This window comes from Spirosoma jeollabukense, from assembly GCF_054777855.1.
On record NZ_BAAHAD010000003.1, the window covers coordinates 409,765 to 435,064 of the forward strand.

Here is a 25,300-nt window from a genome sequence, read left to right on the forward strand (position 1 = left end):
GTCTGACTTATACACTTCACAATGAGCCCAATTCTAACCCTTCTTGACGAATTAAGCCAGCGAACAACCCAGGTCCAACTGGGTGGTGGTCAAAAAAAAATTGACGATCAGCACCGAAAAGGGAAATTGACGGCTCGTGAACGTATCGCTTATCTGACGGATGCCGAAAAGCCTTTCGTCGAAATCGGCTTGTTTACGGGCGAGGGTATGTACGCCGAGCATGGTGGCTGCCCGTCTGGTGGAGTGGTCGTGGGTATTGGGTACGTATCAGGTCGGCAGTGTGTTATTGTGGCCAACGATGCCACCGTGAAAGCGGGTGCCTGGTTCCCAATTACAGCCAAGAAAAACCTTCGGGCGCAGGAGATTGCTATGGAAAATCACCTGCCTATTATTTACCTGGTTGATAGCGCGGGAGTTTATCTACCCTTGCAGGATGAGGTTTTTGCTGATAAAGAACACTTTGGCCGAACCTTCCGAAACAACGCGCATCTCTCAGCGATGGGTATTTTGCAGGTTGCCGCTATCATGGGAAGTTGCGTAGCGGGTGGAGCTTACCTGCCCATCATGTCCGACGAAGCACTGATTGTCGAGGGAACCGGGTCTATTTTTCTGGCTGGTCCTTACCTGGTAAAGGCATCCATTGGGGAAGACGTAGATGCCGAAACACTCGGCGGAGCCGCTACTCACACTGACATCTCGGGCGTAGTCGACAATAAATACCCTGATGATAAAAGTTGTTTAGACGCGGTTAAACGCATTTTTGATAAACTTGGCCATTACGAAACGGCTGGTTTTGACCGTGTCGAGTCAGCCCCTCCAACTAAAAACCCCGAAGAAATCTACCAGATTCTGCCTACAGATCGTGTCAAACCTTACGATATGCAGGAAATTGTGGATAGACTTGTGGATAACTCGGCGTTCGATGCGTATAAACCCGGTTATGGTCAGTCTTTGTTGTGTGGATACGCCCGTATCGACGGTTGGGCAGTAGGCATTGTGGCTAACCAGCGAAAGGTAGTCAAAGCCAAAGGAAGAACGGGCCAACCTTCTGAAATGCAAATGGGCGGGGTCATTTATGGTGATGCCGCCGACAAAGCTGCCCGATTTATCATGAATTGCAACCAGAAACGGATTCCACTGGTGTTTTTGCAGGACGTATCGGGTTTTATGGTTGGTAGCCGAGCGGAGCAAGGTGGCATCATTAAAGATGGTGCCAAGATGGTTAGCGCTATGGCCAACTCGGTTGTCCCGAAGTTTACGGTTGTAATAGGGAACAGTTATGGCGCTGGCAATTATGCTATGTGCGGTAAAGCCTACGATCCACGATTGATGCTATCCTGGCCTACGGCGCAAATGGCCGTCATGAGCGGAGCCTCAGCCGCTAAAACACTACTTCAGATTCAGGTTGCCGCTCAAAAAGCGAAAGGGCAGCCGATGACGCCGGAAGAAGAACAGGCGCAATTGGATAAGATTACCGATCAATACAATGCCCAGTTGTCGCCCTACTACGCAGCTGCCCGGCTCTGGGTCGATGCTGTTATCGATCCGCTCCAGACCCGACAAATTCTTTCTGAAGGTATAAATGCCGCTAACCACGCACCCATCACGAAGCGGTTTTCGGTTGGCGTGATCCAGACGTAGTAGTTTTCAATTTTTGGTATACAATTGACTGGTCGAGTTGTTAGCAATTCTCGCGTCAGCCTGCCGTATACCCGAAAACGGTAAACCTATTTCCCCCGCACAGCCTTCACTTCATCGGCGGTAATGGCATCCGCTTTGTTGCCGAAATTGCTACGTATATAGGTCAGCACGTCGGCGATTTGGTCATCCTTCAGAAAATCGTGAGCGGGCATAGCGTTATCGTACATGTCTCCTTCAATTTCCTGACCTTGTAATCCCTTTAGCACTACGTTGATGAGCCGGTTTTTATCCCCTAGCACCCAGTCTGTTCCGCGCAGGGGAGGGTTCAGGTTGGGCACACCCGACCCGTTTGACTGATGACAGGTCAGGCAGTTTTGTTCGTAAATAAGCTGTCCCGGAGACTTGCCAATGGTAGCTTCCGCTGCTGGTTTGGTCGATTTCGACGCTGGTTTCTTTGTTTGTGCCATCGCCACCGCTAGTGACAGACAGGCAAAAAGTGTAAGGAGTGTCTTCATACGGATGGAATCTACTTCCGCCATTTCAAGGTATTGAGTAGATGCAGAATGTCTTTACGAATGTACTGAATCACAGGCTGTAATGAATCATTTTCAGTGGCCGTGTTGAAATATAAAGCCCCACGCAGGAAATGCGTCGTCGAATCCGTTGTGATAAACTGCACCTGGCTGGGTACTTCACCGGCAAGGTCGATCAGACTTGCTTCCAATCCTGACGGTAGTCGTAGTTTTTTCTCCACAATCGCCGAGGCCTTGATATTATGACGGGTTGCCAGTTTATATGAATCATCCAGCATAGCCTTCAGTCGTTTGAGATCATTACGAACGGGCTTGTAGGTCAACTGAACGCTGGCGTGATAAGCCGGATAGTTAATGAAAATCCAGTCTGGTTCCGATCGGGCGAACGTATCGGGCAAAATCCGGGCTATTTTGTTGTACTCAAACTGGTATGGATGCGTTGGGTCGAGTAGTGTGTAGCTAGGCGTAGGCAAATCGAACCGAGGAAATCCTTTTGGTTTCGGTACATAGTTGTCAGACGAGCTACTGCCACAGGCAGCTAGTGTCAGGCCCGTGAGGAAAAAGAGCAAATACCTTATCACAAGTCTTTGGTACGCTGACGAAGGAAGCATCTTCGCTAGCTGGTTAAAAATGCTTTACTGACGTAGATGCTTCCTTCGTCACCGGGCTGGTGCGGTCCGCTGTTGCGGTTCCAGCATGACAAATAAGAAAACGAAAAAGCCCGGCGGTTTGGTGCCAAGGCTTTTTTTATTGTATAGATGTGGCCCGGTCAGGCATTTACATCTTCCATCTCCTCCTGCTTAACCGGTTGTCCCATCAACGTAGCAAACCGATTGATATTGAACGTTGGTTCAAACCAAACTTCGCCCATTACCGGATGCTTGACCGGAACCTCAGGATTCTGAATTTCATTCAGCAATACCCCTGTGTCACCAGTCGTGTGCCGTTTCACCTGCCGGATCGTGTACAACTGATCCTGCTTAGGCGTCTGTATGCCAAATTCGGCGTAAAAAGCCAGCACAGGCGCCGGGAATTTGTCGTTCGTGCAAATAACTTCCATATTGTCTGAACTAAAATTTATCAGATTTTCATGATTAACATGATTTTGATAAAAAATGTCCTAAAATGTTTTCAAAAAAATGCAGCTTTCTGTATTCAATCAGCTATTAATCCTCAAACAGGTTGCCTAGCTGCCCCAATACGGAGCCACCTTCCTTGCGGGCTTGTCCACCACCCGGCGATAACCGCTGAACCAGTTTAGAGATTGGCATGGATTGAATCCAGACTTTGCCCGAACCACGTAGCGTAGCCAAAAATAAGCCCTCTCCGCCAAAAACCATGCTACGTAGGCCGCCCGCCCGCTGAACGTCGAAATTGATACTGGGTTCGAAGCCAACGACGCAGCCCGTGTCTACACGTAGCGTTTCATTGTTTAGCGTCCGCTCAATCACAACGCCCCCGGCGTGGATGAACGCCATACCATCGCCCTGCACCTTTTCCAAAATGAAGCCTTCGCCACCAAAGAAGCCCGCGCCCAGTCGTTGATTGAATTGAATACTAAGCTTTGTGCCAAGAGCGGCACACAAAAACGCATCTTTCTGAACGATAAGCGTGTTTCCATAGATATTAGCCAGGTTAACAGGCATAACCGTTCCCGGATATGGAGCAGAGAAGGCAACTTTTCGTTTGCCAACGCCCCGGTTCGTAAAGTGCGTCATAAAGAGCGACTCGCCCATGATTACCCGAGAGCCAGCCTGTAGTAATTTACCCAGAAAGCCCTGGTCGGGTTGCGAGCCGTCCCCCATTTTGGTTTCGAACGTAATGCCGTCTTCCATGAACAGCATCGAACCAGCTTCAGCAATAACGGTTTCGTTAGGATCTAACTCAATTTCGACGATCTGGATGTCTTCGCCAATGATTTTGTAATCAACTTCGTGAGAGTACATAGTCAGTTATCAGTAAACGGTTAACAGGAATTACTGAGGAAAACTACATAAACCTGTGCATTCTGCGCATGGTTTTTCTGACAAACGGTACAAAAAAAGCCCGACCGGGCATTTTAACGGGTCGGGCTTTTAGCGTTGGTTTATATCGTCGGGCAGATCATTATCGGTCTCATCAAAAAGATGATCTTCATCCGATTCTTCATCTTTTTCGTCGGGCTCAGGATCGCCCTTGAGATTCAGATCGGTGCGATGACGAAGCTTTTTGTCGTCAACCGTTTTATTTAAAAACTGATTGATCTTATCAATATCAAAACTCGTGGTGATTTCGCCGAACGAGTTGATTTGAATGTCGAAACCTTCGAGTTCTTTATGAACGCGCGGTTTGTCGTTTTCGTCAGGGTTAGTTTTCTTCTTTGCCATGATTAAAGATATATGATGTAGGCTATATGATGTATATTTAGCCTAAGAGCGATTTTGCTTTTTCGTAAGAATTATGCTCTTAATGATTTTAAGCAACCCTTCTGCGTCGGCGTGTATAGATGTAAACTGCTTTTCGTCAAGATAATCTGTTGCCTTTAACAACTCCAACCAATAACATGTTTCGTCGCACTCTTTCTGGGCAATCCCCATTTTATGAATAAAATCGGCATCAGACTCAGCGTTGTAACCTTCACGGATATTGGCTCCAACCGATGTACCACTTCTCAGTAATTGCCGACTTAAGACAGTTTCACGTTTTGTTGACCGAAGATATTTTTCCAGATTGATGATACGAATAGCAAACGCAAAACTTTTGTCTTTCGTGATGTTGGGTTTCTGAGCCATTTTAGTCAGCATATTTGGCATAGATGTTTATAAACAAAAGGCCAAACATACATCATATAGCCTACATCCTATATCTTTAGCGCACTGAGCGCTTTCTCCAGACGCCCAATCGTTTCGTCTTTTCCAATGATTTCCATGGTTAGCATCAGGTCGGGACCGGCTCCGGTACCCGTAAGTGCTAAACGCATGGCCTGCATAATTTTACCCTGTTTGATACCTGCCTGTTGCATGGCATCAGATAACGTATGTTTAATAGCATCGGCTACGAATTCACCGTCAAACGGTAGCAAGGCATCGCGGAAAGCCGTAACGGCACGTACCGCATCGGCATTCCATTTTGCGGCTGTTATAGCTTCGTCGTAAGTCGTTGGTGCATTAAAAATCGTTCCAGCTTCTGTAACGATTTCACGGGCGAAATTGACTCGTCCTTTAAGCAGCGCTGCAATTTTGGTTGCTTTCTCCAATGAACAATCGTATCCAGCAGCCTCTGCTTGTTGCTGAACCGTTGGCGCCAGTACGTCGTCAGCTACCTGACGAATGTATTGATGGTTGAACCACTGCGCTTTCTGAATATCGAACCGGGCTCCGGCTTTGTGCACCTGTGCAATATCGAAACTGGCAATCAGTTCGTCCATGGTGAAGAGTTCTTGCTCGGTGCCGGGATTCCAGCCTAGTAGGGCTAAAAAGTTAACGGTTGCTTCGGGCAGGTAACCGTCTTCCCGAAATCCTCGTGCCACCTGGCCCGTAGCGGGATCAGTCCATTGCAGTGGGAAAATAGGAAAGCCACCCAGATCAGCGTCGCGCTTGCTGAGTTTGCCATTCCCTTCGGGTTTCAATAATAGCGGCAGGTGAGCAAACTGCGGCATGGTGTCTTCCCAACCTAAATAACGATAAAGCAATACGTGCAGCGGGGCCGATGGCAACCATTCTTCGCCCCGGATCACGTGTGTGATTCCCATCAGATGGTCATCGACAATGTTGGCGAGGTGATACGTTGGCAAGCCGTCCGATTTCAGTAAGACTTTGTCGTCAATGGCCGAGGAATGGACATTGACCCAACCCCGAATAAGGTCATTGAGCCGAACTTCTTCTTTACGGGGTGTTTTTAATCGAATCACAAAGGGATCACCTGCATCCATACGCGCGCGGACTTCATCGGCGTTCATGGTCAGTGAGTTGCGCATCTGCATGCGCGTAATGGAGTTGTATTGGGCAGCGGGCGCATTGGCTTCCTCCAGTCGTTTGCGCATGGCATCCAGCTCTTCGGCCGTATCAAACGCGTAATAGGCTTTCCCTTCTGCCACTAGGCGCTGGGCTTCTTTCTGGTAAATGTCCCGACGTTCCGATTGGCGATAAGGGGCATGTGGGCCGCCCACGCCCTGGCCTTCGTCAATTTCGATGCCGACCCAACGTAGTGCTTCCAGAATATAGTCTTCGGCACCGGGCACAAAGCGATTCTGGTCAGTGTCTTCAATGCGAAGGAGCATCTGACCACCCATTTTTCGGGCAAATAAATAATTATAAAGCGCAGTACGCACTCCGCCAATGTGCAGCGGGCCGGTGGGGCTAGGGGCGAAACGAACGCGAACGGGAGTTGACATAAGTTTGAAAGAGCGAAAGAGTGAAAGAGTGAATGAGCGGGTAAAACTGGCATCAGCAATTCGCTCATTCATTCTTTCGCTCATTCACTCATTGAATGGCTATTACTGAAATTTCAACATTAACATCTTTGGGCAATCGGGCTACTTCGACGGTTTCGCGGGCGGGTGGCTCGCTGGTGAAAAAACGCCCGTAGACTTCATTGATAAGGGCAAAATTGTTCATGTCCTTGACGAAAATGCTGGCTTTTACTACGTTCGTATAATCCAGACCCGCGGCTTTCAGGATAGCGCCAATGTTTTCCATTACTTTCTGGGTCTCCGCCTGAATATCACCCAAGGGCGCCAAGTCAAGGGCTATCTGGCCGGAAACGAACAACATACTTGACGGAGAGGCTACGTCGACTTTCACCGCCTGACTATAAGGTCCAATGGCTGCCGGGGCCTGGTCTGTATAAACAATTTGTTTGCTCATGGTTTTTAATAAAAAGTAATCGGTCGCGGCAAAAGCTCTGTTCAGCTAGGAACAAAATCACTACGAATAGGAACTGACATCTAAATTGCCTGCAAGTTATCATTAAACCCCCGGATGGCCGAAAAACACGCCGTCATCTTCCAAAAAAAATGGTTTTTTCGGACCGTTTAAATGTTTCAAATTTAGCGCATATGGCCTCCTGGAGAGAATTTTTAAGCAATGCATCGACTGACGCCGAAACACAATTTAACCGGCTTAAAAACAGGCTGTCAGGTCGGTTGGATGCGCAAAAACCGTATAAAATTGTTTACTACCGTGGGTTTGGTGGCCCAACGCAGAATAGTCCTGCCACGGTTTGGCTCAAAGGGCGGGTTTTGCGGGAACGTGACCTGAGTACGCCCAGTGACAACGATACGTTCTGGCAAAATCTGCTGGCAACGTATCAGCGTTTCGAAAGCGATGAAGTGCCCGGTGTTACGGTACGTATCGAGGCTTTTGGCGAGACGCACACGACGGTGACCGATAATGAAGGCTATTTTGACCTAACCATAAACTCGCCCGTGGATTTGCCGCCGGGACGCGTCTGGTTTCCGATTCGATACTCGCTGGATGGAATTTTTCAGCCAGCGGATGCTACGTCTGAAACGAAACAGCCCGTTTTTAAGGATGGCTACACGATGATTTCGCCTACATTTAGTCAGTTTGGCGTCATTTCTGATATTGACGATACCGTACTCGTAACGGGTGCGACCAGCCTGCTTCAAACGGCGCGATTAACGTTTCTGGGGAATGCGTATACGCGCTTACCTTTCGCTGGCATTGCGGCTTTCTATCGGGCCTTGCAAAGTGGACCGGTCACTACGTTGTTCAACCCGATCTATTATGTATCGAGCAGCCCGTGGAATTTATATGATCTGCTAGTCGATTTCTTTCGGATTCAGGGGATTCCAAAAGGACCAATTTTACTGCGTGATTTTAGCCTGAGTCCAGAAATATTGTCGTCCCAAGGCCATCATACCCACAAACTGGCCATGATTCGGAAAGTGATGGAGGTGAATCCCCATCTGTCGTTTGTACTCATTGGCGACAGTGGGCAGCAGGACCCCGAAATATATGCACAGGTCGTACGCGAAAATCCAGGGCGGATTCGGGCTATTTATATCCGCGACGTATCAGAAGATCGGCGCGATGAAGATGTACGTCAGCTTATCAAAACAACCGAATCCTACAATGTGCCTATGCTCCTTGTATCTGATACGGTTGCCGCTGCCGAACATGCAACCTCGCTAGGCCTGATTGACCCGGACACAATTCCCGAAATCCGCGCTGACCGACGAGCTGATAAAGAATAATACGTTCATTTAAGATTCATATAAGTGACTTTTTTGCAATACATTGTCTTTCATCTTAACCTGATGTAAGGTATCAATCAAACTTTTTTCTACAGGCGACGCAACCCTTTTTCAGGGCCTCCCGTATTAGCGAATGAACCGGTTCAACTGTTCTGTCTCTCACTTTTAAAACACAGTTGATACAATGAAACCTTTCATTTACGCTAATCGTACGTTGCTGGCGACAGTTTTATTAGTCGTAGCTATGCTAGGCTGCAAAAAAGATGATACTGTTACAACACCCGGACCTGATGTAGCACTTGGAACCTCTACGCTTGGTAGTGTGATAACTGGGGCAGGGGGCAAAACACTTTATTTCTTCGGTCCTGATGTAGCGGGAGATGCTAATTGTACAGGTGGTTGTTTAGATACATGGCCTATTTTCTATAAGGAAACGCCCACGCTCGGTACCAGTTTGAAAGCGTCTGATTTCGCCACGATTACGCGGGCTGATGGGGCTAAGCAAACAACATTTAAAGGCTGGCCGCTCTATTATTACAAAAACGATGTGAATGCTGGCGACGTACTTGGCGAGGGTATTGGAAACGGTGTCTGGCAGGTGGCTAAACCTCATTACACGGTTATGATCGCATCCCGGCAATTGGTCGGTAATGATGGGAAAAACTACACGTTTGATACCAAAGAAGGTACAGGTAGCTCCATATTTTTAACGGATAGCCTGGGTCGTACACTCTACGCATTCGCTAGTGACAAAAACAATAAGAATAACTATACCAAAGCGGATTTGAGTAATAACGCTACATGGCCTATATTCGAGACATCGGCTACGATTGGTGATATTCCTTCCGTTCTTGGTAAAACAAATTTCGCGACCATCACGGCCGTAGGTAAAACGCAACTTACCTTTAAAGGATGGCCGCTTTATTATTTTGGTGCTGACGGTGGACAGCGGGGAGCTACGAAGGGCGTTAGTGTGCCAAGGCCGGGCGTCTGGCCAGTAGTTAACCTGACATCACCGGTTGCTCCAGCAAATTAAATTTATGTTTTGAGTTTATAAGGTTCTGAAAGACTGATAAATAGGCGTTTTTCGTAAAGAAAATTTTACGAGTGAACAACGCTGTGGCTGTCCAACTGTTGAATGTCCAACGCACCTAACATAATAGCCTTACCCGAGCTTTTGGCTGGTTGCCTGCGCAATCACCGCCAGAGTCAGGAGTTGCTTTACCGGCAGTTCTACGGATATGCTATGGCGGTGTGCCTGCGTTACGCTCCTACCAGGGAGGGAGCGCTGGAGGTGCTGAATGATGGTTTTCTGAAAGTATTTACGCGATTGGATCAATACGACTCGTCTCAGCCATTTAAAAGCTGGTTCCGGCGTATACTGATTAACACAGCGGTAGATCATTACCGGCAGGAAGTACGTCATCATCATCACGAAGATGTTGAACAGGCCGAACAAACTGCCGCTTCAGGCGTACCTGATGCGTTTAGCCAGTTGGCTCACGAAGATTTGCTGGCCTTAATTCAGCGGCTATCACCCGCTTATCGGCTGGTTTTTAATTTGTATGTTATGGATGGATTCACGCACGAAGAAATTGCCGCACAACTTGGCATTTCAGTTGGCGCGTCGAAATCGAACCTGGCGAGAGCGCGGGAAAACCTGCGCCAGTTATTGAAGCACGTAAACTACGACGAGTATGCCAGAGCTAACCGATGACCAATTGGACGGGCTCTTCAGAAAGTCGGCTGAAGAATTCGATCCCCCGTTCGATCCGGCTGCCTGGCAGGATATGGCAACCCGGCTGGACACGCATGACCAAACTCGGCCTGCTGCTGGGACATCCATGTGGAAATCGCTACTCCGTTGGGGAGTGCCTGCGCTCCTATTGTTAGTGTTGACAGGAGGGGGGTGGTATGCTTATCGGAAGATGTATGCTGTTGTAGATAGACCGACAAAGCAGGTAGCGACCCGTACGAATTCACCGTTGAGTCAGACGTCTGAACAATCGCAACAAGACGTAGCACCTCGATTGCCTGATAGTAAGCCAGCACAAACAACGTCAGCCGACTCACCAGAGTCTGGTGCAGGTTTGGATAAGCAACCGGCTGATTTAACAAAGTCGGTTGCTGAATCCAGCAAACCAGAAAATGACATTGTGGCGGCTGGTAAGTCAGAAAATGGGGTTGTGAAATTGAGTGAATTAGAAAGCCATATTGCGAAATCTGCTACGTTGAAAAACCGTACCGCTACGTCTGATAAATCGGGGAATCGGGTTGCAGCGTCGACAACACGGCTAAATATGAACTCGGCCTCCAGGACAAAGACTGCAACGAAGCGGTTAGAAACGGCATATGGGTTAAAAGCAAAGCGTGATCGAACGAGTCGCTCGAAATTGACTACGTCGGTTTCTACACCTACTGAAACGTTAGCCGCTGTCGGATACAATTCAATTGAAAAACCTAATCAGAAGGGAAATCTACAACGCCGGAAACTTTCCAGGACAGCTAACAATCGTACTGACGAGGCATTTTTAGTGACGGATTCTGCGGTGCCGACTACGTCACCGTTTGCCAAAAAGCGTGAAACGAACAAAGCCGGAGTGGTGCAGATTGGTACGACTACTTCATCTGACAACGTATCGGCGCTCGAATCCAGCGGGTCTGGTCCTATAGTATTGACGGATATACGTGAGTTAGCCGCTCGGCCGGGGAAATGGCCTAAATCGACGTTCGCGAACCCGGATGTAGTCGCTCAGCCTGAGACGCTGACACATAGTGCTCTGCCAAAATCGGCAACACAAACACAGCGAGGGTTAAGTGTCCGGGTAGTAGTAGCACCTGATTTGAGTACAGTTGGTTTGAAAAACTTCTCGCGACCTGGTACTAATGTTGGATTACTATTAGAGTATCGATTGGCGTCACGCTGGAGTGTTCAGGCAGGATTGATTAAGAGTACAAAAGTGTACCGGGCTCTGCCAAATGAATATAATTCTCCTTGGACTTTGCCACCTAATCTATCGAACGTTGATGGGCAATGCACCATGTTTGATATACCAGTGAATGTACGCTACGACTTTGCCCTGCGGCCACGACAAGACGGACGATTGCCCAATCGCTGGTTTGTGAGTGGTGGTGTGACGAGTTACATTATGAAACAGGAAGATTACGTATATAACTACAGTGGATACGTACATAATCCCTCTTCACCGTATAGTGGTAATTCTGGTGGGTACGGCTTCAGTCAGCTGAATGTATCATTTGGGTACGAGCATGCCTTTAGCAAGCGCTTATCCTGGCAGGTAGAACCCTTTATGAAGGTGCCCTTGAAGGGGGTAGGGTATTACAAAATTAATCTCGTAAGCACCGGCGCCTTTTTCTCAATACGTTACAAGTTAACTAATCACTGATTTAGAATCGGTGAGGCAAATCAGGAATGCAATCGGTCTCTACATAAATCTGTGTAACTACATTAATTGCCTAATCTTATGATCAAGAATCCAACTGAAAACAACATTAATCGCGGAGAATTTCTGCGGAGTCTGGGAATGAGTAGTGCTGCGCTGATGGCCTTTTACTGCATGGGTACGGGTTTGACAGCCTGCTCAAAAAGTGACAGCAGTACGCCAACGCCTGTTACCCCACCTGCTGCCGGCTTGACGGGCAATGCTGACACAGCCGCCGGGGCAATTAATTTTACGATTGATCTGACTAACAGCAATTACAGCTCGCTCAAAACGGTAGGGAATTTCATGAAAGTGGGCAGTGTCCTGGTCGCTAATACGACGGGCGGAAAATACGTAACCATTCAACGGCTTTGTACGCATGAAGCTAACGACCTCGTTTCGTATGTATCAAGCTCCAACAACTTCAATTGTAGTGCACATGGTTCAGTTTTCGATCTTGATGGGACAGTGAAGGTCGGCCCGGCTACAACCGCTATGAAACTGTACAAATCAACCGTCAGTGCCGACGGTAATACCCTGACCGTTACAGCCTAACCCATAAAGATCGGCGTTATGAAATACCTTTTTGTTGCTCTGTATCTTCTCTGTGGAACTAGTCTGTCATGGGCACAGGATTCGACGGCTGTTCGTCGGGATACGGTTATTACCCCAACGACAACGGATGCTTCGGCTACTGATTTGCTGGCTGGCCTGAGCGATTCAACGGAAACGCCGGAGTTATTACCTCACAAAATGTTGTTCACGCAGCGGGCATTCTGGGGACCAAAAGGGTTGTTACGTACCCTAAACGTCGCTCCATTAACGTCTGAAGGACGTATCAAAGAGCTGAAAGTTAGGCGAACGATGCTTGTAGCGCACCAGATTGGCGGCTTTGTAACACTGGCAGGCTTTGTTGCTCAGGGGCTTCTTGGCGCAAAACTCTATAAGGCGCAGGGGCAGGATTACGTCGATATTAAGAAATGGCATGAACGCTCGGCCACCTTCATTAATATCACCTATGGCACTACGTTGGTAATGGCGTTAACCACACCCCCGCCAATTGTAGGGCCAAGAAGAGGCTTCACGACGATCAAGCTGCATAAATACCTGGCTATTGTCCACCTGACGGGAATGGTGGCTACGAACATTCTGGCTCACATGATTCAGAATAATTTTGAACTCAAACCTTACCATCGGGCGGCTGCTTACGCTACGTTTGGGGCTTATGCCGCATCGATTATTGCCTTAAAATTCTAAGCTCATGAAAAACTGCATAATGCTGAATGGCTATTTGCTAGCCATGGTGGCTCTTTGTGCCTTTGTGACACCCATGGCCAAGCGTAAAGTAATGGCCGACAAAGCGGCATCTACGGTTTCTTATGCGGCTAAACACCCGCTTCATAGCTGGGAAGGGGTTAGTCGCGACGTGAATTGTGCTATGATTTATAACGATGAAAGCAAGCAGCCCGAAAGTATAGCTGTTTCGATTAAAGTGGCCTCATTCGATAGCGACAACAATAACCGCGATTCGCACGCCGTAGAAGCCATGGAGGGCATAAAATACCCGAATGTAACGTTCACAAGCTCGGATATTAAAGCGGGTGATAATGGAGCGCTAACCGCTAAAGGTACTCTAACATTTCATGGTGTTGCCAGACCTGTTACATTGCAGGCAATGAGTAAAGAGGCTGGCGGGAAAATGATACTGACGGGCGAGTTTCCGGTTAATATGACCGACTACAAAATCGAACGGCCCTCCTTAATGGGTATGAAAACAGAAGACGCCATGATACTTCGGTTCAATGTTGTGTTTACTTTATGAATATATTGCGAATGGAGCCTTATTCGCTGAATTTGATGCATAGACTGCTTCGTTCGCAATATATCGTGAATAAACATGAACGTATTTCCAATTCTCTTCTTCCTGCTAACTACGCTTACCACTTTTGCCCAAAAAACAATCTCTTCTAAACAAATTCAGGCATTCGATGCGTATGTAGAGTCCGTTCGTAAGCAGTGGAACGTACCGGGTTTGTCCATTGCGGTAGTAAAAGATAATCAGGTGATTTTCAAAAAAGGCTACGGTGTCCGTGAACTGGGCAAACCTGAATTGGTTGATACCGAAACCCTCTTCGCTTGTGCCTCCACAACTAAAGCTATGACTGTTACGTTGATGGGTATGCTGGTTGATGAAGGAAAACTCGCCTGGAACGATCCTGTCAGTAAATTTCTGCCCGAACTTCAACTCTACGATCCCTACGTAACGCGGGAATTAAAAATTCGTGATCTCCTCATTCATGATACAGGTGTAGGCAGTACCGACTTCATGACCGGTGCCATGACCATTCCCGCCAATGAAATGTTTCGACGGATGCAAATGGTCAAGCCAAGTTATCCGTTTCGGGCGGGATTTGCCTATCAAAATACCTTTTATTCAGCCGCCGGGCGAGTTATTGAACGGATCACGGGAAAGACGTGGGCGGAATTTTTAAAGGAACGGATTTTTACACCGCTGGGCATGACGCGTACCGCCCCCAAGCGTGGCTACATAAAGGAGGGCGACGCGAACGTCACAAAGCCGCATTTTGCTATTAATGACACAATTCAGGTCATTGAGTACGGCGCTGATAGCGAGATCGGTTCGGCTGGTGCCGTTTGGTCGTCGGCCGACGACATCAGCAAGTGGGTAATCTGCATGCTCGATAGCAGTAAATATAGCGGTGGTCGTCTGGTCAGGGCCGAAACCTGGGCTGAGATGTTTACACCCCAAACCTTCTTCCCGGAGGATGAATACCCAACCATGCAGATTCTGAAACCCAACTGGCGTACCTACGGCCTGGGTTGGTATCAGCATGACTACAAAGGGCACAAAGTGAATTTCCATACTGGAAGCTTATCGGGTCTGACAGCCATAACGGCGCAATTGCCCGATGAAAAACTGGGCGTTTACGTGTTCGGAAATTACGATCATGCCGAAGTACGGCACGTACTGGTTTACAAAACCTTCGACTGGTTTGCGCTGGGTGGTACCCGGGATTGGAATACCGAGTTCAAAAACTTGTATTCAAAAATCAGGGAAGACGGTAAGAAGGCCAGAAAAGACTTCGACGCCAAACGAGTGCTCAATACATCGCCATCGTTGCCATTGCCCCGATACGCCGGAAAATACACCAGCCCGCTCTATGGACAGGCCGACGTTAGCGTGGCTGGTAATCAGTTAATTATCGACGTTAACGACAATACATTAAACGCGACCTTGACCCATTGGCATTACGATACGTTCTATGGACCTTATAAAAAAGCCTGGTATGGTAAGGCCCTCGCCCGGTTCGTGCTCGGCAATTCCGGGAAGATTACTACGTTAGTTTTTGATGGAATGGATTTTAAGAAAGAATAGCCTGTACAATATAGCCACACGCCCCTGAATAGCTGTTTGTAGCTATTCAGGGGCGTGTGGCTTGTGTTTCGTACTTAACGTTAGACTAACGTAGCGTCAACGGTGATTGTCGTGTTGAATAACTTCGATATTGGGCAATTATGCTCGGCGTGATCGACCAGTTCATCGAACTTTGCTTTGTCCAGACCTGGTACACTGGCTTTGAGGGTCAATTTGGAACTGGTAATGCCACCATCTTCAAGCGTTATCGCGCACTGAACATCCAGCGAATCAGCGGCAAAGCCAGCCTGTTGAATGTTAAACGCTAATTGCATGGCGAAACAACCGGCGTGAGCCGCCCCGATCAGTTCTTCGGGATTGGTGCCTACGCCATCCGCGAAACGAGTATTGAATGAATACTGAGTTTGGTTAAGAACTGTGCTGGCTGTGGAGAGTGTACCTTTGCCATCTTTACCGGTTCCAGCCCAGTGAGCCGACGCATTGCGGGTGATTTTCATGATTTTAAGAGTTGAACTAATTACAATTTGTTTTTGATAGACCAAAAGTAACGGGTGATTGTTTGCCCATTTTTCACCTATGTTAAAAAGCAACGGAATGACTAAAAAATGAAGCCAATACTACGTTGAGCCATCGTTACTTTGTTGTTAATGAGTTAAAAGTTTAGTCGCTAATGATAGAATATCGAATGGCTTCCCCGCAACACATACTTTTAGACTATCACTTACACCAGTTTGCTGACCTTTCCGAAGCGGAAACACAATTAGCCAATGAATTCTGGACGCTTAGAACAATTCCCAAACATGATTTTTTCAACTTCCGTAATTCGGTTTGTCGGCACGTTGGTTTTATTGTCAAAGGAATTTTTCGGGTCTACTACACAGACCCAAAAACCGAACAGGAACATAATCTTGTTTTTGCCAACGAAAACATGTTTCTGGCTTCCTTGAAAAGTATGGTAACACAAACGGCCTGCCCGTATGCTATCGAGGCTTTAGAAGACGCTGAGCTGTTGGTGATTCAGCATGATCACCTGAAAGCGCTTTATACTCAGTCACATGGTTGGGAACGATTTGGGCGACTTTTAGCGGAACAGTATCTTATTTTCAATCAGAGCCGGTCGGAGAGTTTATTGACCCAGACGGCTGAAGAACGATACGTTGACTTGTTAAAGAATTATCCTGATCTGCTGAATCGCGTTTCACTGGGCCACATTTCCTCCTATTTAGGTATCAAAGGCCCTTCCTTGAGCCGGATCAGGGCACAGGTCGCTCATAAATAGGCGTTCATCAACGAGAAGAACATCACCCAATCAAATCGATTCGGGTACGCTGGTCTTAGTCACCATGCTACGTTTAAAGCCACGACGGGCTAGATACGCACTGATTACAACCAGTATGGAAGCCAGAAAAAAAGGAGCGCCGGGAAGATAGGTGGGTGCTTTGGGTGAGGTGAAATACGAAAATAGATTGGTCATAATAAGCGGACCAAAAATAGAGGTTGTGCTGGTCAGGCTGGTTAAGGCTCCCTGCAATTCGCCCTGTTCATTCGCGGGTACCTGGTTGGAGATAATCCCCTGAACGGATGGTCCGGCAATGCCGCCCAACGCGTAAACGATCATAAACGCGAACATCATCCAGCTCTGGTTGGCGAAACCAAACAAGCCAAAGCCAATGGCGCTGAACGCTAATCCAACATAAACTGAACGCTCCTGGCCCAGCTTGGGGATAATAATCCGGCTGAGACCACCCTGCACGACAGCAAATGATAGTCCGATGGCGGCTAGTGATAGACCAACCGTTTTTTCGTCCCACTTGAATTTCTCCATCGTGTAGAACGTCCAGGTTCCCTGCACGGCAAACCCAGCAATGTAAATCAGGATCAACGACGCAACCAGCCCCAGAATGACCGGGTAGCGTCCCAGATTCATCAGCGATCCAATCGGGTTGGCTCGGCGCCAGTTGAATGGTCTACGGTTTTCAGGCGCCAACGATTCGGGAAGAATAAAAAAGCCGTATAAGAAATTCAGCAGGCTTAATCCGGCCGCCACGAAAAAAGGTACGCGCGGACCGTATTGGCCCAGAAAACCACCCATTGCCGGACCAAGAATGAAGCCCACACCGAACGCTGCGCCAATAAGCCCAAAATTCTGCGCCCTTTTTTCGGGTGTGCTGATGTCGGCAATGTAGGCGCTGGCTGTTGTGAAACTGGCACCTGTAATACCCGCCAGCATGCGCCCAACAAACAACCATTCAATAGTTGGGGCAAAGCCCTGTAATATGTAGTCAAGACCAAAACCGAACAGCGAAAATAACAGTATCGGCCGACGACCGAACCGGTCGCTTAATCCCCCCAGAATCGGCGAGAAAATAAATTGCATGGCTGCATATGAGAATGACAGCCAGCCGCCCCAGCTTGCCGCCTGACTTATATTGCCATGAATGAGCTGCTCAATCAGTTTCGGGAAAACCGGAATAATGATTCCCAGTCCCGTAACATCAATCAGAAGAGTAATAAAAATAAAAACAAGCGCAGGCGCCGTTCGTTTGGAAGCCATGAAGAGTAATAAGTGAAGAGTGAAGAATGAAGAGTGAAGAATAAAAAAACTGGAGCAGCAGTCTATTCTTCACTCTTCATTCTTCACTCTTCATTGACTTAAGCGTATGTATTTAGCATCACAGGCATCACCAGCATCAGGATGTCTTCGTTTTCTTCTTTGTCGGCTGGAATCAAAAGACCTGCGCGGTTAGGAGCCGACAATTCAAGGGAGATCATTTTAGCGCTGAGGTTACTTAGAACTTCGGCCATCAGTTTGGCATTAAAACCAATTTCCATTGGCTCGCCGTCATACTCACACAAAAGCTTTTCATTAGCTTCGTTGGAGTAATCCAGATCTTCGGCCGAAATGGTTAACGAGTTGGCTTTGAGCGACAACCGGATCTGATGCGTCGTGCGGTTGGCATAGATCATAATCCGCTTCAGTGAGTTGAGCAGATCGGTCCGGCCAATTGTCATTACATTCGGATTGTTTGTCGGAATCGCGTTTTCGTAGTCGGGGAAACGCTCGTCGATCAACCGGCAAATTAGTTGGGTTGGCCCAAACGTAAACGATGCATTTGCCTGGCTGAACTCCGCCGTGACCGGAACACTCTCCGGCAGCGACGCTTTCAACAGTTGCAGAGCTTTACGCGGAATGATGATCGACGTACTGGCCGACGCACTCATATCGGTTCGACGATAGCGAATAAGCCGGTGACCATCCGTGGCTACGAACGTAGCGTTGTCGCCAGTCAACTGCAGAAGTACCCCCGTCATGGCCGGACGAAGATCGTCGGTGCTGGTCGCGAATACGGTATTGTTAATGGCATTGAGCAATATGTCCGACGTCATATCGACCGACATATTTTTATTGACCGTTGGCAGTTTCGGAAAATCAATCGGGTTTTCGCCAGAGAGCTTATACCGACCATTGTCGGTCAGAATTTCTGTTCCAAACGTATCGGTATCAATATTGATCGTGACGGGTTGCTCGGGCAGACTACGGAGTGTATCCAGCAATAATTTCGCTGGAATAGCGATAGCTCCGTTCTCACTGGCATCGACCGGAATCTGGGTCGTCATGGTCGTCTGCAAGTCTGATGCCGTTACCGTAAGTGTTCCATCTTCAATGCGAAACAGGAAATTTTCAAGGATCGGTACAATAGGATTCGTTGCAACGACACCATTGATATGTTGAAGGTTTTTAAGCAGGACAGATGAAGATACAATGAATTTCATGGGCCAAGTGTCTAAGGCAGTTTTTAATCGAATATACCAACAAAAGTAGCAAAAAAAGCCGATCAATTAGTCAGTTACCAACAAACAGTTCGTCAGTAAACCAGTGATAATGATGCTGTTTTTTTATTCGATAGGAATAGGGAACACCCAGCTAGTGCTAACTGTTAACCAGTAACTGACAACTGACTTTATGGAAGCCGAAATTATCAATCGAGTCGCGAACAGCGGTCTTATTACCCTTGATCTGGAAGAGTATTATCACCCTGGGGAACGGGTTGTTTATGATTTGAAAGACAACCTGTATATGGGGTTGATTTTAAAGGAAAAAGACTTCCGGGCGTTTCTGAAAGAGCATGACTGGAGCCAGTATACGGGGAAGAACGTAGCCATCACCTGCACCGAAGATGCTATTGTGCCAACCTGGGCGTATATGCTGCTGACGTTGCAGCTCCAGCCGTATGCCAACACGGTCGTGTTTGGAAACCTGGATGACCTGGAAGAGAAGCTTTATTTCGATGCCATTACTCAGATTAATTTGGAAGACTACCGTAATGCTCGTGTGGTCGTGAAAGGCTGTTCCAAAGTGCCGGTGCCAGCAGCGGCTTACGTAGAAATCACACGGGTACTACGTCCTGTTGTGCAAAGCTTGCTGTTTGGGGAGCCATGCAGTACGGTGCCACTTTACAAACGACCAAAAGTTTAACGAAACTTTCCGGAAGTTTTAAGTTTTAGAAAAATTAGTTGATAAAATATGGCTTCATTCGACAGATGGAGCTTTTTATTTGCTTTTTGATAGTGACAATGCCTATCTGTGAAACTTTGGCTATAGATTGCAGCTACGTGATGTGAGTGCCCCAAAGCCGATTGATCGTTTGCTATTATCTATGAGGAATAAAGTTTATAAATCGGGTCTAACCTATTATCTCGTTGGTCTGCTAGGTACGCTTGTACTACTTACATCGTTGACACCACCTGATTATTGGCATCCACCCGATGATAGCCGTATCCCTGCGGGGGGACTGGGGCAACAAATTCGCTACGGGCGAGAGTTGATTGCGCATACCGCTAAATACCTTGGGCCGAAAGGTTCGATTCGGCATCTGTCAAATGGCATGAATTGCCAGAACTGTCACCTTGAGGCTGGTACAAAAGTGCTGGGTAATAATTATTCCGCCGTATTTTCGACCTATCCAAAATTCCGGGAGCGTTCCGGATCTGTTGAAACGATTGTTAAGCGCGTATCGGATTGCTTTGAGCGCAGCCTGGCCGGTAAAGCGCCAGACAGCACGAGCCGTGAAATGAAAGCCATCGTGGCTTATATGCGATGGCTTGGTGCCGACGTACCGAAAGGCCAGCGACCCAATGGGGTAGGACTCGTCAAACTGGCGTATCTGGATCGTGCTGCCGACTCTACAAAAGGCCGAATTGTCTACATGGCCAAATGTCAGGTCTGCCACGGTATAAAGGGCGAAGGGATAAAGGTCGCTGGAGCTTCTGAATATGTGTATCCGCCCATGTGGGGACCAAATAGTTATAACGACGGCGCCGGTTTGTACCGGCTGTCGGGATTTGCGGGCTATGTTAAAAACAACATGCCCTTTGGCGCCAGTTACACGAGCCCGCAACTAACCGACGAAGAAGCCTGGGACGTAGCCGCGTTTATCAATTCAATGCCCCGACCGCACAAAGATCAGCGTAGCGATTGGCCAGTATTGGCTAATAAACCCATTGATTTTCCAATTGGTCCTTATGACGATCAATTTAGTGAGCAACAACACAAACTCGGACCGTTTCAGCCGATTGCTGATGCGCGGAAAGTAAAGTAGATTTACCAAAAACTGACAATCATGAAAAAAATTACCTATCTGTTCGTGCTGGCTTTCCTGAGTGCTGTTGGATCGACGATGGCCCAAACCAATGACGCTAGTGCATTTCATGGTGCTCAACCCACCAAAGAGCGATATAAGGCTGTTTATCAACTTAATACGGCCGATACGAACGTTATCCGGCATGCCTTGGCCAACATCCAGAACGCGCTGAACGACCCACGTTTGAAAGGTAAATTAGATGTTGAATTAGTGGTGTATAGTGGCGCAGTAGCAGTTTACAAAAAAGACAAACCCTATTTTGAGAAGGAGGTTACCAGTCTCCAAAAGCAGGGTGTCATTATGGCTATGTGCGAAAACACCATGCGCGTGCGAAAAATCAGTCGTGATGAATTGTTTCCGGTCGTCAGTTATGTACCAACGGCCAATGGCGAACTCATCATCCGCGAACAGGAAGGCTGGGCCATTATTCGTCCTTGATTCTTCATGCTCGATTTTCGTCTGAATGTATTCTACACCGTTGCCAAACGGCTCAGCTTTACCAAAGCTGCGGCTGAACTGTATGTAACGCAGCCTGCTGTAACCAAGCATATTCAGGAACTCGAACATCATTTTGGCACGGCGCTCTTCGACCGACGAGGCAATCAGATTAGTCTGACGGTCGCCGGGAACGTATTGCTTCGTCATGCCGAAACCATCATGGCCACGTATCGCCAGCTGGAGTTTGATATGAACGCGCTCAAAGGGCAGGCTGGGGGAGCGCTTCGGGTGGGAGCCAGCACAACGGTAGCGCAATATGTAATTCCACCCGTGCTGGCCCGATTTCATGAGCAGTCGGCTGATGTTTCGATTTCCCTGTTCAGCGGCAACACCGAACAGATTGAGCAACAATTGCTTAACAACGATATTGATCTGGGTTTGGTGGAAGGTCGAACACATCACAGCGATATCCGCTATACGCCTTTCGTGAAAGACGAACTCGTGCTTATCTGCCGGGCAGACCATCCGTTTGCCGACCGTGATGAAATTACACTGGACGAACTACGTACCGTGCCTATTTTGCTGCGGGAACGCGGTTCCGGCTCGCTGGAAGTGATTGAACACGCCCTTCGGGGTGTAGGCTTACGACTCACTGACCTGACAGTTGAAATGCAGTTGGGCAGTACCGAAAGTATCAAGTCTTACCTCAGCAACTCGCGGTGTATGGCCTTTATATCGGTTTTTGCCGTTCAACACGAACTACAGGCGGGAACACTTAAAATTCTTGACGTGCAGGGGCTTTCCATTCAACGAGATTTGTATTCCATTCAGCTGCAGGGCGTTAGCGAAGGACTTGCTGATACGTTCATGCGCTTCGCCCGGCAGCATTACAAGCGTGGGTGAGCAGCAGAGAGATGAAGGCATAGGGACATGGGTTTAGCTTTCGTACTTTTGCCTGTAAATTCAATCATCATGCAAATTTCTGCTTCATTGACTCTAGCGGTAGGGCTGACACTGACAGCTTTTTCATTACAGGGGCAAACCCGGCCCGCCAAAGCCACTCCAGGTCTCAAAAGCACATCCTTAAATTCAAAACTTCCTGAATTTTCATTTACCCGTGCCGAAGTTGAAGCACATGTACGCTTTCTGGCTTCCGATGAATTGGAAGGGCGTCGGACCGGCGAGAAAGGCAACTGGGCAGCCGCTCGTTACATTGCTGAGCAGTTTCGGCAATTGGGCCTCAAACCAGCGGCTGATCAGGGTGATTATTTCCAACGGATCAATTTTGAAAAAGTCGGTGCCGCTACGTCTGCCATAATAATGTTGGGAAAAGACACGCTTAAGCTCGGCAAAGAGCTGGTGGTGATGGCGGGTAAACCAACTGATGTATCGGGTGAGGTCATCTATGTAGGCTACGGACTGACTGACGGCGAGGATGGCTATAAAGGCCGTGATGTGAAAGGCCGTATTTTGGTGGCGCAGGGTGGATCACCGGATGCCAAAGGGCCACGCGAAATTTTCAGTGCGTCAGCCGCCAAACGTAAACTGGCTACCGAAAAAGGAGCGGCTGCCCTTATTGAACTCTACAGCGAATCTATTCCATGGGGTTTTGTGAATCAGTATTTTAGCCGCGAACAGGTTAGCCTGCCAACGGGAGGAGGTGCTACTACGCCATCAATCGCGCACGCGTGGATTAACAATGCAAACAATCAGTACAAACAACTTAAGGAAGCAGGTCAAACCATAACATTCCGGACATCGGGCAGGCCAGTAGCGGCTGCTCCTTCGGCCAACGTAGCAGGAATTATTGAGGGGAGTGACCCCAAGTTGAAAGATGAATACGTAGTACTATCCGCTCACTTTGACCATGTGGGCGTGGGGAAACAAGGTGGCGCTGACTATCAGCCGTCAGACAGTATTTTCAACGGGGCACGTGACAATGCAATGGGTGTAACCGCCCTTCTGGAAGCCGCCAAAGCCTTGTCTCAACAGCGGCCCAGCCGGTCGGTACTAGTGCTGGCTTTTACGGGTGAAGAGATTGGCTTACTGGGCAGTAAATACTATGCCGAACATCCCCTAGTGCCCTTAAAGCAAACGATTTTTGATCTGGATACGGATGGAGCGGGTTATAGTGATACAACGATTGTGTCGGTTATCGGTCTTGAGCGCACGGGCGCAAAGGCCGAAATTGAAGCGGGGGCAAAGGCTTTTGGATTGGGTGTATTTGCCGAACCTGCTCCTGAGCAAGGTTTATTTGATCGATCGGATAACGTAAATTTTGCGATCAAAGGCGTTCCAGCTCCGGACTTTTCTCCCGGTTTTAAATCGTTTGATCAGGAAATAGCCAAGTACTACCATCAGGCCATTGATAATCCTGAATCACTCAATTTTAACTACGTTCTGCGCTACTGTCAGGCTTATGCGCATACAGCCCGCTTGATTGCCAATCGCCAGACGCGCCCGCAGTGGTCGGTGGGTGATAAATACGAAGCCGCCGGTAAAGCGTTGTATGGCCAGTAGTAGAGTTTTAACGAATATCCCTTTATATAAGCCGGTTACCTGCTGTAAGAACCGTTTGCCAACTTGGAAAACTAAACAGGCTAACCCAACGTTTATTTAGCATCAACGATACTCTGCTATGCTGTTCAAATATCTGTTCATCATCACCCTGATTATTCTTTTTGTGCCGCCAGTACGTCGGTTTGTGTTTTATCTGCTGGTTGGTCGGCAATTAGTGAAGCAGCAAAAACAGGCTAACAATGTTTCTGGAAGAAGTCGGGAGGGAGAAGTGCGTGTGGACGCGCGCCCTGCTAACGACGGATCTCGTTTTAAAGGTGGAGATTACGTTGACTACGAAGAAGTTAAATAATTGACTTTATATACACATAAAATCCTGGCCAAACGAACACTACGTTTGGCCGGGATTTTATGTATAAAACTTATTGACGTGCCTCGTGTTCCTGCTTGTACTTCACGGCGACACCCGTCATTACGTAGCCATTGTCGGTCACGGACGTGTAGTACGTATAGCGAACCGAAACCAGTGCATCGGCGCCAAGTTTCTTGGCTTGTAAAGTCAGCCGGGAAAGCATCAGTTCTTTCTGCTGTGCATCGTTACCCCGGCTCAACATCCGTTCGTTTCCCGATTGACGACTCGTCAACGGAACTTCGCCTTTCACTTCCAGGTCCTGTAGTGGATCAAATGGCCGATCGGGTCGCTGGGTATCATAAAAGACATCGACCGGATAATGTCCCTTATTCTGTAGGTAAACGACGGGACTGAAGCAGCCCGATATCGACACAACCATTAAGAACAATACGGCTATTTTTTTCATGACTGCTTAGCTAAAACGTCGGCCACTATTCTCGGGTAATGCAGATGCTCTAAAATCTGAACCTTGTGTGCCACGTCGTCGGGCGTATCAGTTGGTAGCACGGGGCAATTGGCCTGGAAAATAATCTGGCCTTCGTCGTAGCGTTCGTTCACGTAGTGAATCGTGATGCCTGATTCGGTTTCGCCAGCCGCTACAACGGCTTCGTGCACAAAATGGCCATACATCCCTTTGCCACCAAACTTCGGTAATAACGCTGGGTGAATATTAATAATTTTATTCGAAAAAGCCTGCACTAATTCCGTCGGCATCAACCACATAAAGCCCGCAAGCACGATTAAATCGATAGCCTGACCAGCGAGTAGTTGTGTGATTCGGCTGGTATCATAAAACGTTGTCCGGTCGAAAAGCAGGACAGGAATGTGCAATCGTCTCGCCCGATCGATAACGCCTGCTTTCGGATTATTAGAGACGATCAGCGAGATTTCGACCTCGGTATTATTAACAAAGTACTCAGCAATTTTCTCGGCGTTCGAGCCAGAACCAGAGGCAAATAAGGCAATACGTTTCACAGGCGCTAGAAGTCAGTCGTTAGGCGATCGTAATGAGTCGTTGGAGGCAAGTTATATGAGAGACGACAAGAACGTACTGTAACTATTGACTAACGACTATCGACTA

The 25,300-nt window shown here is 48.0% G+C and carries 29 protein-coding genes; 16 read left to right on the forward strand and 13 right to left on the reverse strand.

Annotated elements, in window-relative coordinates:
* Positions 1 to 30 precede the first annotated feature (30 nt).
* On the forward strand, positions 31 to 1,641 hold the full coding sequence (locus tag ACYVEA_RS15765) for an acyl-CoA carboxylase subunit beta (protein WP_461114597.1): 1,611 nt from the start codon (positions 31 to 33) through the stop codon (positions 1,639 to 1,641).
* 86 nt (positions 1,642 to 1,727) lie between these two features.
* Here the strand turns inward: ACYVEA_RS15765 and ACYVEA_RS15770 are convergent, their stop codons facing one another.
* From ACYVEA_RS15770 to ACYVEA_RS15805, 8 genes are all read right to left on the reverse strand, one after another.
* Positions 1,728 to 2,156, reverse strand: coding sequence for a c-type cytochrome (locus ACYVEA_RS15770; RefSeq protein ID WP_461114403.1), 429 nt, complete (start codon positions 2,154 to 2,156; stop codon positions 1,728 to 1,730).
* An 11-nt stretch (positions 2,157 to 2,167) separates the two neighbouring features.
* Positions 2,168 to 2,785: a gliding motility lipoprotein GldD gene (gldD, locus tag ACYVEA_RS15775; protein ID WP_461114404.1), complete on the reverse strand. Its 618-nt coding sequence runs from the start codon at positions 2,783 to 2,785 to the stop codon at positions 2,168 to 2,170.
* Positions 2,786 to 2,943: 158 nt separating this feature from the next.
* Positions 2,944 to 3,234 (reverse strand): hypothetical protein, encoded by a 291-nt coding sequence (locus ACYVEA_RS15780; RefSeq protein ID WP_461114405.1) that lies wholly within the window; start codon positions 3,232 to 3,234, stop codon positions 2,944 to 2,946.
* A 106-nt stretch (positions 3,235 to 3,340) separates the two neighbouring features.
* A complete protein-coding gene (locus tag ACYVEA_RS15785; protein WP_461114406.1) occupies positions 3,341 to 4,120 on the reverse strand; it encodes a TIGR00266 family protein in 780 nt (259 codons plus the stop codon).
* 129 nt (positions 4,121 to 4,249) lie between these two features.
* Positions 4,250 to 4,540 carry a hypothetical protein gene (locus ACYVEA_RS15790; RefSeq protein WP_461114407.1) on the reverse strand — a complete coding sequence of 97 codons (291 nt, stop codon included), beginning with the start codon at positions 4,538 to 4,540 and terminating at the stop codon, positions 4,250 to 4,252.
* A gap of 42 nt (positions 4,541 to 4,582) precedes the next feature.
* Positions 4,583 to 4,945, reverse strand: a complete 363-nt coding sequence (locus tag ACYVEA_RS15795) for a four helix bundle protein (RefSeq protein ID WP_461114408.1) — start codon at positions 4,943 to 4,945, stop codon at positions 4,583 to 4,585.
* A gap of 68 nt (positions 4,946 to 5,013) precedes the next feature.
* The gene (gene gltX / locus ACYVEA_RS15800) at positions 5,014 to 6,546 is read right to left on the reverse strand and encodes a glutamate--tRNA ligase (protein ID WP_461114409.1); all 1,533 of its coding nucleotides are present in this window, start codon (positions 6,544 to 6,546) and stop codon (positions 5,014 to 5,016) included.
* Positions 6,547 to 6,634: 88 nt separating this feature from the next.
* Complete coding sequence (locus ACYVEA_RS15805) at positions 6,635 to 7,018, reverse strand: Rid family detoxifying hydrolase (protein ID WP_461114410.1); 384 nt, start codon at positions 7,016 to 7,018, stop codon at positions 6,635 to 6,637.
* Between the two features lie 191 nt (positions 7,019 to 7,209).
* Here ACYVEA_RS15805 and ACYVEA_RS15810 point away from each other — a divergent pair, with 191 nt between their 5' ends.
* The 8 genes from ACYVEA_RS15810 to ACYVEA_RS15845 all read left to right on the forward strand — a co-directional run bounded on the left by ACYVEA_RS15810 (position 7,210) and on the right by ACYVEA_RS15845 (position 15,210).
* Positions 7,210 to 8,370 carry an App1 family protein gene (locus ACYVEA_RS15810; protein WP_461114411.1) on the forward strand — a complete coding sequence of 387 codons (1,161 nt, stop codon included), beginning with the start codon at positions 7,210 to 7,212 and terminating at the stop codon, positions 8,368 to 8,370.
* 184 nt (positions 8,371 to 8,554) lie between these two features.
* Positions 8,555 to 9,406: a hypothetical protein gene (locus ACYVEA_RS15815; RefSeq protein ID WP_461114412.1), complete on the forward strand. Its 852-nt coding sequence runs from the start codon at positions 8,555 to 8,557 to the stop codon at positions 9,404 to 9,406.
* Between the two features lie 102 nt (positions 9,407 to 9,508).
* Positions 9,509 to 10,087, forward strand: a complete 579-nt coding sequence (locus ACYVEA_RS15820; RefSeq protein WP_461114413.1) for an RNA polymerase sigma factor — start codon at positions 9,509 to 9,511, stop codon at positions 10,085 to 10,087.
* Positions 10,068 to 11,777: a porin family protein gene (locus tag ACYVEA_RS15825; RefSeq protein WP_461114414.1), complete on the forward strand. Its 1,710-nt coding sequence runs from the start codon at positions 10,068 to 10,070 to the stop codon at positions 11,775 to 11,777. The genes ACYVEA_RS15820 and ACYVEA_RS15825 overlap by 20 nt, the downstream gene beginning before the upstream one ends.
* Positions 11,778 to 11,855: 78 nt before the next feature.
* Positions 11,856 to 12,368, forward strand: coding sequence for a QcrA and Rieske domain-containing protein (locus ACYVEA_RS15830; protein ID WP_461114415.1), 513 nt, complete (start codon positions 11,856 to 11,858; stop codon positions 12,366 to 12,368).
* Between the two features lie 18 nt (positions 12,369 to 12,386).
* Positions 12,387 to 13,070, forward strand: a complete 684-nt coding sequence (locus ACYVEA_RS15835; RefSeq protein ID WP_461114416.1) for a hypothetical protein — start codon at positions 12,387 to 12,389, stop codon at positions 13,068 to 13,070.
* A gap of 4 nt (positions 13,071 to 13,074) precedes the next feature.
* Positions 13,075 to 13,635, forward strand: coding sequence for a YceI family protein (locus ACYVEA_RS15840; RefSeq protein WP_461114417.1), 561 nt, complete (start codon positions 13,075 to 13,077; stop codon positions 13,633 to 13,635).
* Between the two features lie 75 nt (positions 13,636 to 13,710).
* The gene (locus tag ACYVEA_RS15845) at positions 13,711 to 15,210 is read left to right on the forward strand and encodes a serine hydrolase (RefSeq protein ID WP_461114418.1); all 1,500 of its coding nucleotides are present in this window, start codon (positions 13,711 to 13,713) and stop codon (positions 15,208 to 15,210) included.
* Between the two features lie 80 nt (positions 15,211 to 15,290).
* Here ACYVEA_RS15845 and ACYVEA_RS15850 read toward each other — a convergent pair whose 3' ends face one another.
* On the reverse strand, positions 15,291 to 15,707 hold the full coding sequence (locus tag ACYVEA_RS15850) for an OsmC family protein (RefSeq protein WP_461114419.1): 417 nt from the start codon (positions 15,705 to 15,707) through the stop codon (positions 15,291 to 15,293).
* Positions 15,708 to 15,880: 173 nt separating this feature from the next.
* On the opposite strand from ACYVEA_RS15850, the gene ACYVEA_RS15855 reads away from it, so the two are divergent.
* Positions 15,881 to 16,489: a Crp/Fnr family transcriptional regulator gene (locus tag ACYVEA_RS15855; protein ID WP_461114420.1), complete on the forward strand. Its 609-nt coding sequence runs from the start codon at positions 15,881 to 15,883 to the stop codon at positions 16,487 to 16,489.
* 30 nt (positions 16,490 to 16,519) lie between these two features.
* On the opposite strand, the gene ACYVEA_RS15860 is transcribed toward ACYVEA_RS15855, so the two are convergent.
* Entirely contained in the window at positions 16,520 to 17,764 is a 1,245-nt protein-coding gene (locus tag ACYVEA_RS15860; RefSeq protein WP_461114421.1) for a TCR/Tet family MFS transporter, read from the reverse strand.
* A 98-nt stretch (positions 17,765 to 17,862) separates the two neighbouring features.
* Positions 17,863 to 18,984 carry a DNA polymerase III subunit beta gene (gene dnaN / locus ACYVEA_RS15865; RefSeq protein ID WP_461114422.1) on the reverse strand — a complete coding sequence of 374 codons (1,122 nt, stop codon included), beginning with the start codon at positions 18,982 to 18,984 and terminating at the stop codon, positions 17,863 to 17,865.
* Positions 18,985 to 19,174: 190 nt separating this feature from the next.
* Between dnaN and ACYVEA_RS15870 the strand changes: the two genes are divergently transcribed.
* The 6 genes from ACYVEA_RS15870 (at position 19,175) to ACYVEA_RS15895 (ending at position 24,159) form a co-directional block, all read left to right on the forward strand.
* Positions 19,175 to 19,687, forward strand: coding sequence for a DUF2480 family protein (locus tag ACYVEA_RS15870; protein WP_461114423.1), 513 nt, complete (start codon positions 19,175 to 19,177; stop codon positions 19,685 to 19,687).
* Between the two features lie 181 nt (positions 19,688 to 19,868).
* A complete protein-coding gene (locus ACYVEA_RS15875) occupies positions 19,869 to 20,810 on the forward strand; it encodes a c-type cytochrome (protein WP_461114424.1) in 942 nt (313 codons plus the stop codon).
* Positions 20,811 to 20,831: 21 nt separating this feature from the next.
* Positions 20,832 to 21,290, forward strand: coding sequence for a DsrE family protein (locus ACYVEA_RS15880; protein WP_461114425.1), 459 nt, complete (start codon positions 20,832 to 20,834; stop codon positions 21,288 to 21,290).
* A gap of 6 nt (positions 21,291 to 21,296) precedes the next feature.
* Entirely contained in the window at positions 21,297 to 22,193 is an 897-nt protein-coding gene (locus ACYVEA_RS15885; protein ID WP_461114426.1) for a LysR substrate-binding domain-containing protein, read from the forward strand.
* A 69-nt stretch (positions 22,194 to 22,262) separates the two neighbouring features.
* Positions 22,263 to 23,810 (forward strand): M28 family peptidase, encoded by a 1,548-nt coding sequence (locus ACYVEA_RS15890; protein ID WP_461114427.1) that lies wholly within the window; start codon positions 22,263 to 22,265, stop codon positions 23,808 to 23,810.
* Positions 23,811 to 23,928: 118 nt separating this feature from the next.
* Complete coding sequence (locus ACYVEA_RS15895) at positions 23,929 to 24,159, forward strand: DUF4834 domain-containing protein (RefSeq protein WP_093827874.1); 231 nt, start codon at positions 23,929 to 23,931, stop codon at positions 24,157 to 24,159.
* Positions 24,160 to 24,229: 70 nt separating this feature from the next.
* Here ACYVEA_RS15895 and ACYVEA_RS15900 read toward each other — a convergent pair whose 3' ends face one another.
* On the reverse strand, positions 24,230 to 24,625 hold the full coding sequence (locus tag ACYVEA_RS15900) for a hypothetical protein (protein WP_461114428.1): 396 nt from the start codon (positions 24,623 to 24,625) through the stop codon (positions 24,230 to 24,232).
* Positions 24,622 to 25,194, reverse strand: a complete 573-nt coding sequence (gene purN, locus ACYVEA_RS15905) for a phosphoribosylglycinamide formyltransferase (RefSeq protein ID WP_461114429.1) — start codon at positions 25,192 to 25,194, stop codon at positions 24,622 to 24,624. The genes ACYVEA_RS15900 and purN overlap by 4 nt, the downstream gene beginning before the upstream one ends.
* Positions 25,195 to 25,300 lie beyond the last annotated feature (106 nt).

Bases quoted from the DNA above. Each gene is read 5' to 3' on its own strand.
- ACYVEA_RS15770 (WP_461114403.1), bottom strand. From the start codon at position 2,156: ATGAAGACACTCCTTACACTTTTTGCCTGTCTGTCACTAGCGGTGGCG.
- gldD (WP_461114404.1), bottom strand. From the start codon at position 2,785: ATGCTTCCTTCGTCAGCGTACCAAAGACTTGTGATAAGGTATTTGCTC.
- ACYVEA_RS15780 (WP_461114405.1), bottom strand. From the start codon at position 3,234: ATGGAAGTTATTTGCACGAACGACAAATTCCCGGCGCCTGTGCTGGCT.
- ACYVEA_RS15785 (WP_461114406.1), bottom strand. From the start codon at position 4,120: ATGTACTCTCACGAAGTTGATTACAAAATCATTGGCGAAGACATCCAG.
- ACYVEA_RS15790 (WP_461114407.1), bottom strand. From the start codon at position 4,540: ATGGCAAAGAAGAAAACTAACCCTGACGAAAACGACAAACCGCGCGTT.
- ACYVEA_RS15795 (WP_461114408.1), bottom strand. From the start codon at position 4,945: ATGGCTCAGAAACCCAACATCACGAAAGACAAAAGTTTTGCGTTTGCT.
- gltX (WP_461114409.1), bottom strand. From the start codon at position 6,546: ATGTCAACTCCCGTTCGCGTTCGTTTCGCCCCTAGCCCCACCGGCCCG.
- ACYVEA_RS15805 (WP_461114410.1), bottom strand. From the start codon at position 7,018: ATGAGCAAACAAATTGTTTATACAGACCAGGCCCCGGCAGCCATTGGA.
- ACYVEA_RS15810 (WP_461114411.1), top strand. From the start codon at position 7,210: ATGGCCTCCTGGAGAGAATTTTTAAGCAATGCATCGACTGACGCCGAA.
- ACYVEA_RS15815 (WP_461114412.1), top strand. From the start codon at position 8,555: ATGAAACCTTTCATTTACGCTAATCGTACGTTGCTGGCGACAGTTTTA.
- ACYVEA_RS15820 (WP_461114413.1), top strand. From the start codon at position 9,509: ATGTCCAACGCACCTAACATAATAGCCTTACCCGAGCTTTTGGCTGGT.
- ACYVEA_RS15825 (WP_461114414.1), top strand. From the start codon at position 10,068: ATGCCAGAGCTAACCGATGACCAATTGGACGGGCTCTTCAGAAAGTCG.
- ACYVEA_RS15830 (WP_461114415.1), top strand. From the start codon at position 11,856: ATGATCAAGAATCCAACTGAAAACAACATTAATCGCGGAGAATTTCTG.
- ACYVEA_RS15835 (WP_461114416.1), top strand. From the start codon at position 12,387: ATGAAATACCTTTTTGTTGCTCTGTATCTTCTCTGTGGAACTAGTCTG.
- ACYVEA_RS15840 (WP_461114417.1), top strand. From the start codon at position 13,075: ATGAAAAACTGCATAATGCTGAATGGCTATTTGCTAGCCATGGTGGCT.
- ACYVEA_RS15845 (WP_461114418.1), top strand. From the start codon at position 13,711: ATGAACGTATTTCCAATTCTCTTCTTCCTGCTAACTACGCTTACCACT.
- ACYVEA_RS15850 (WP_461114419.1), bottom strand. From the start codon at position 15,707: ATGAAAATCACCCGCAATGCGTCGGCTCACTGGGCTGGAACCGGTAAA.
- ACYVEA_RS15855 (WP_461114420.1), top strand. From the start codon at position 15,881: ATGATAGAATATCGAATGGCTTCCCCGCAACACATACTTTTAGACTAT.
- ACYVEA_RS15860 (WP_461114421.1), bottom strand. From the start codon at position 17,764: ATGGCTTCCAAACGAACGGCGCCTGCGCTTGTTTTTATTTTTATTACT.
- dnaN (WP_461114422.1), bottom strand. From the start codon at position 18,984: ATGAAATTCATTGTATCTTCATCTGTCCTGCTTAAAAACCTTCAACAT.
- ACYVEA_RS15870 (WP_461114423.1), top strand. From the start codon at position 19,175: ATGGAAGCCGAAATTATCAATCGAGTCGCGAACAGCGGTCTTATTACC.
- ACYVEA_RS15875 (WP_461114424.1), top strand. From the start codon at position 19,869: ATGAGGAATAAAGTTTATAAATCGGGTCTAACCTATTATCTCGTTGGT.
- ACYVEA_RS15880 (WP_461114425.1), top strand. From the start codon at position 20,832: ATGAAAAAAATTACCTATCTGTTCGTGCTGGCTTTCCTGAGTGCTGTT.
- ACYVEA_RS15885 (WP_461114426.1), top strand. From the start codon at position 21,297: ATGCTCGATTTTCGTCTGAATGTATTCTACACCGTTGCCAAACGGCTC.
- ACYVEA_RS15890 (WP_461114427.1), top strand. From the start codon at position 22,263: ATGCAAATTTCTGCTTCATTGACTCTAGCGGTAGGGCTGACACTGACA.
- ACYVEA_RS15895 (WP_093827874.1), top strand. From the start codon at position 23,929: ATGCTGTTCAAATATCTGTTCATCATCACCCTGATTATTCTTTTTGTG.
- ACYVEA_RS15900 (WP_461114428.1), bottom strand. From the start codon at position 24,625: ATGAAAAAAATAGCCGTATTGTTCTTAATGGTTGTGTCGATATCGGGC.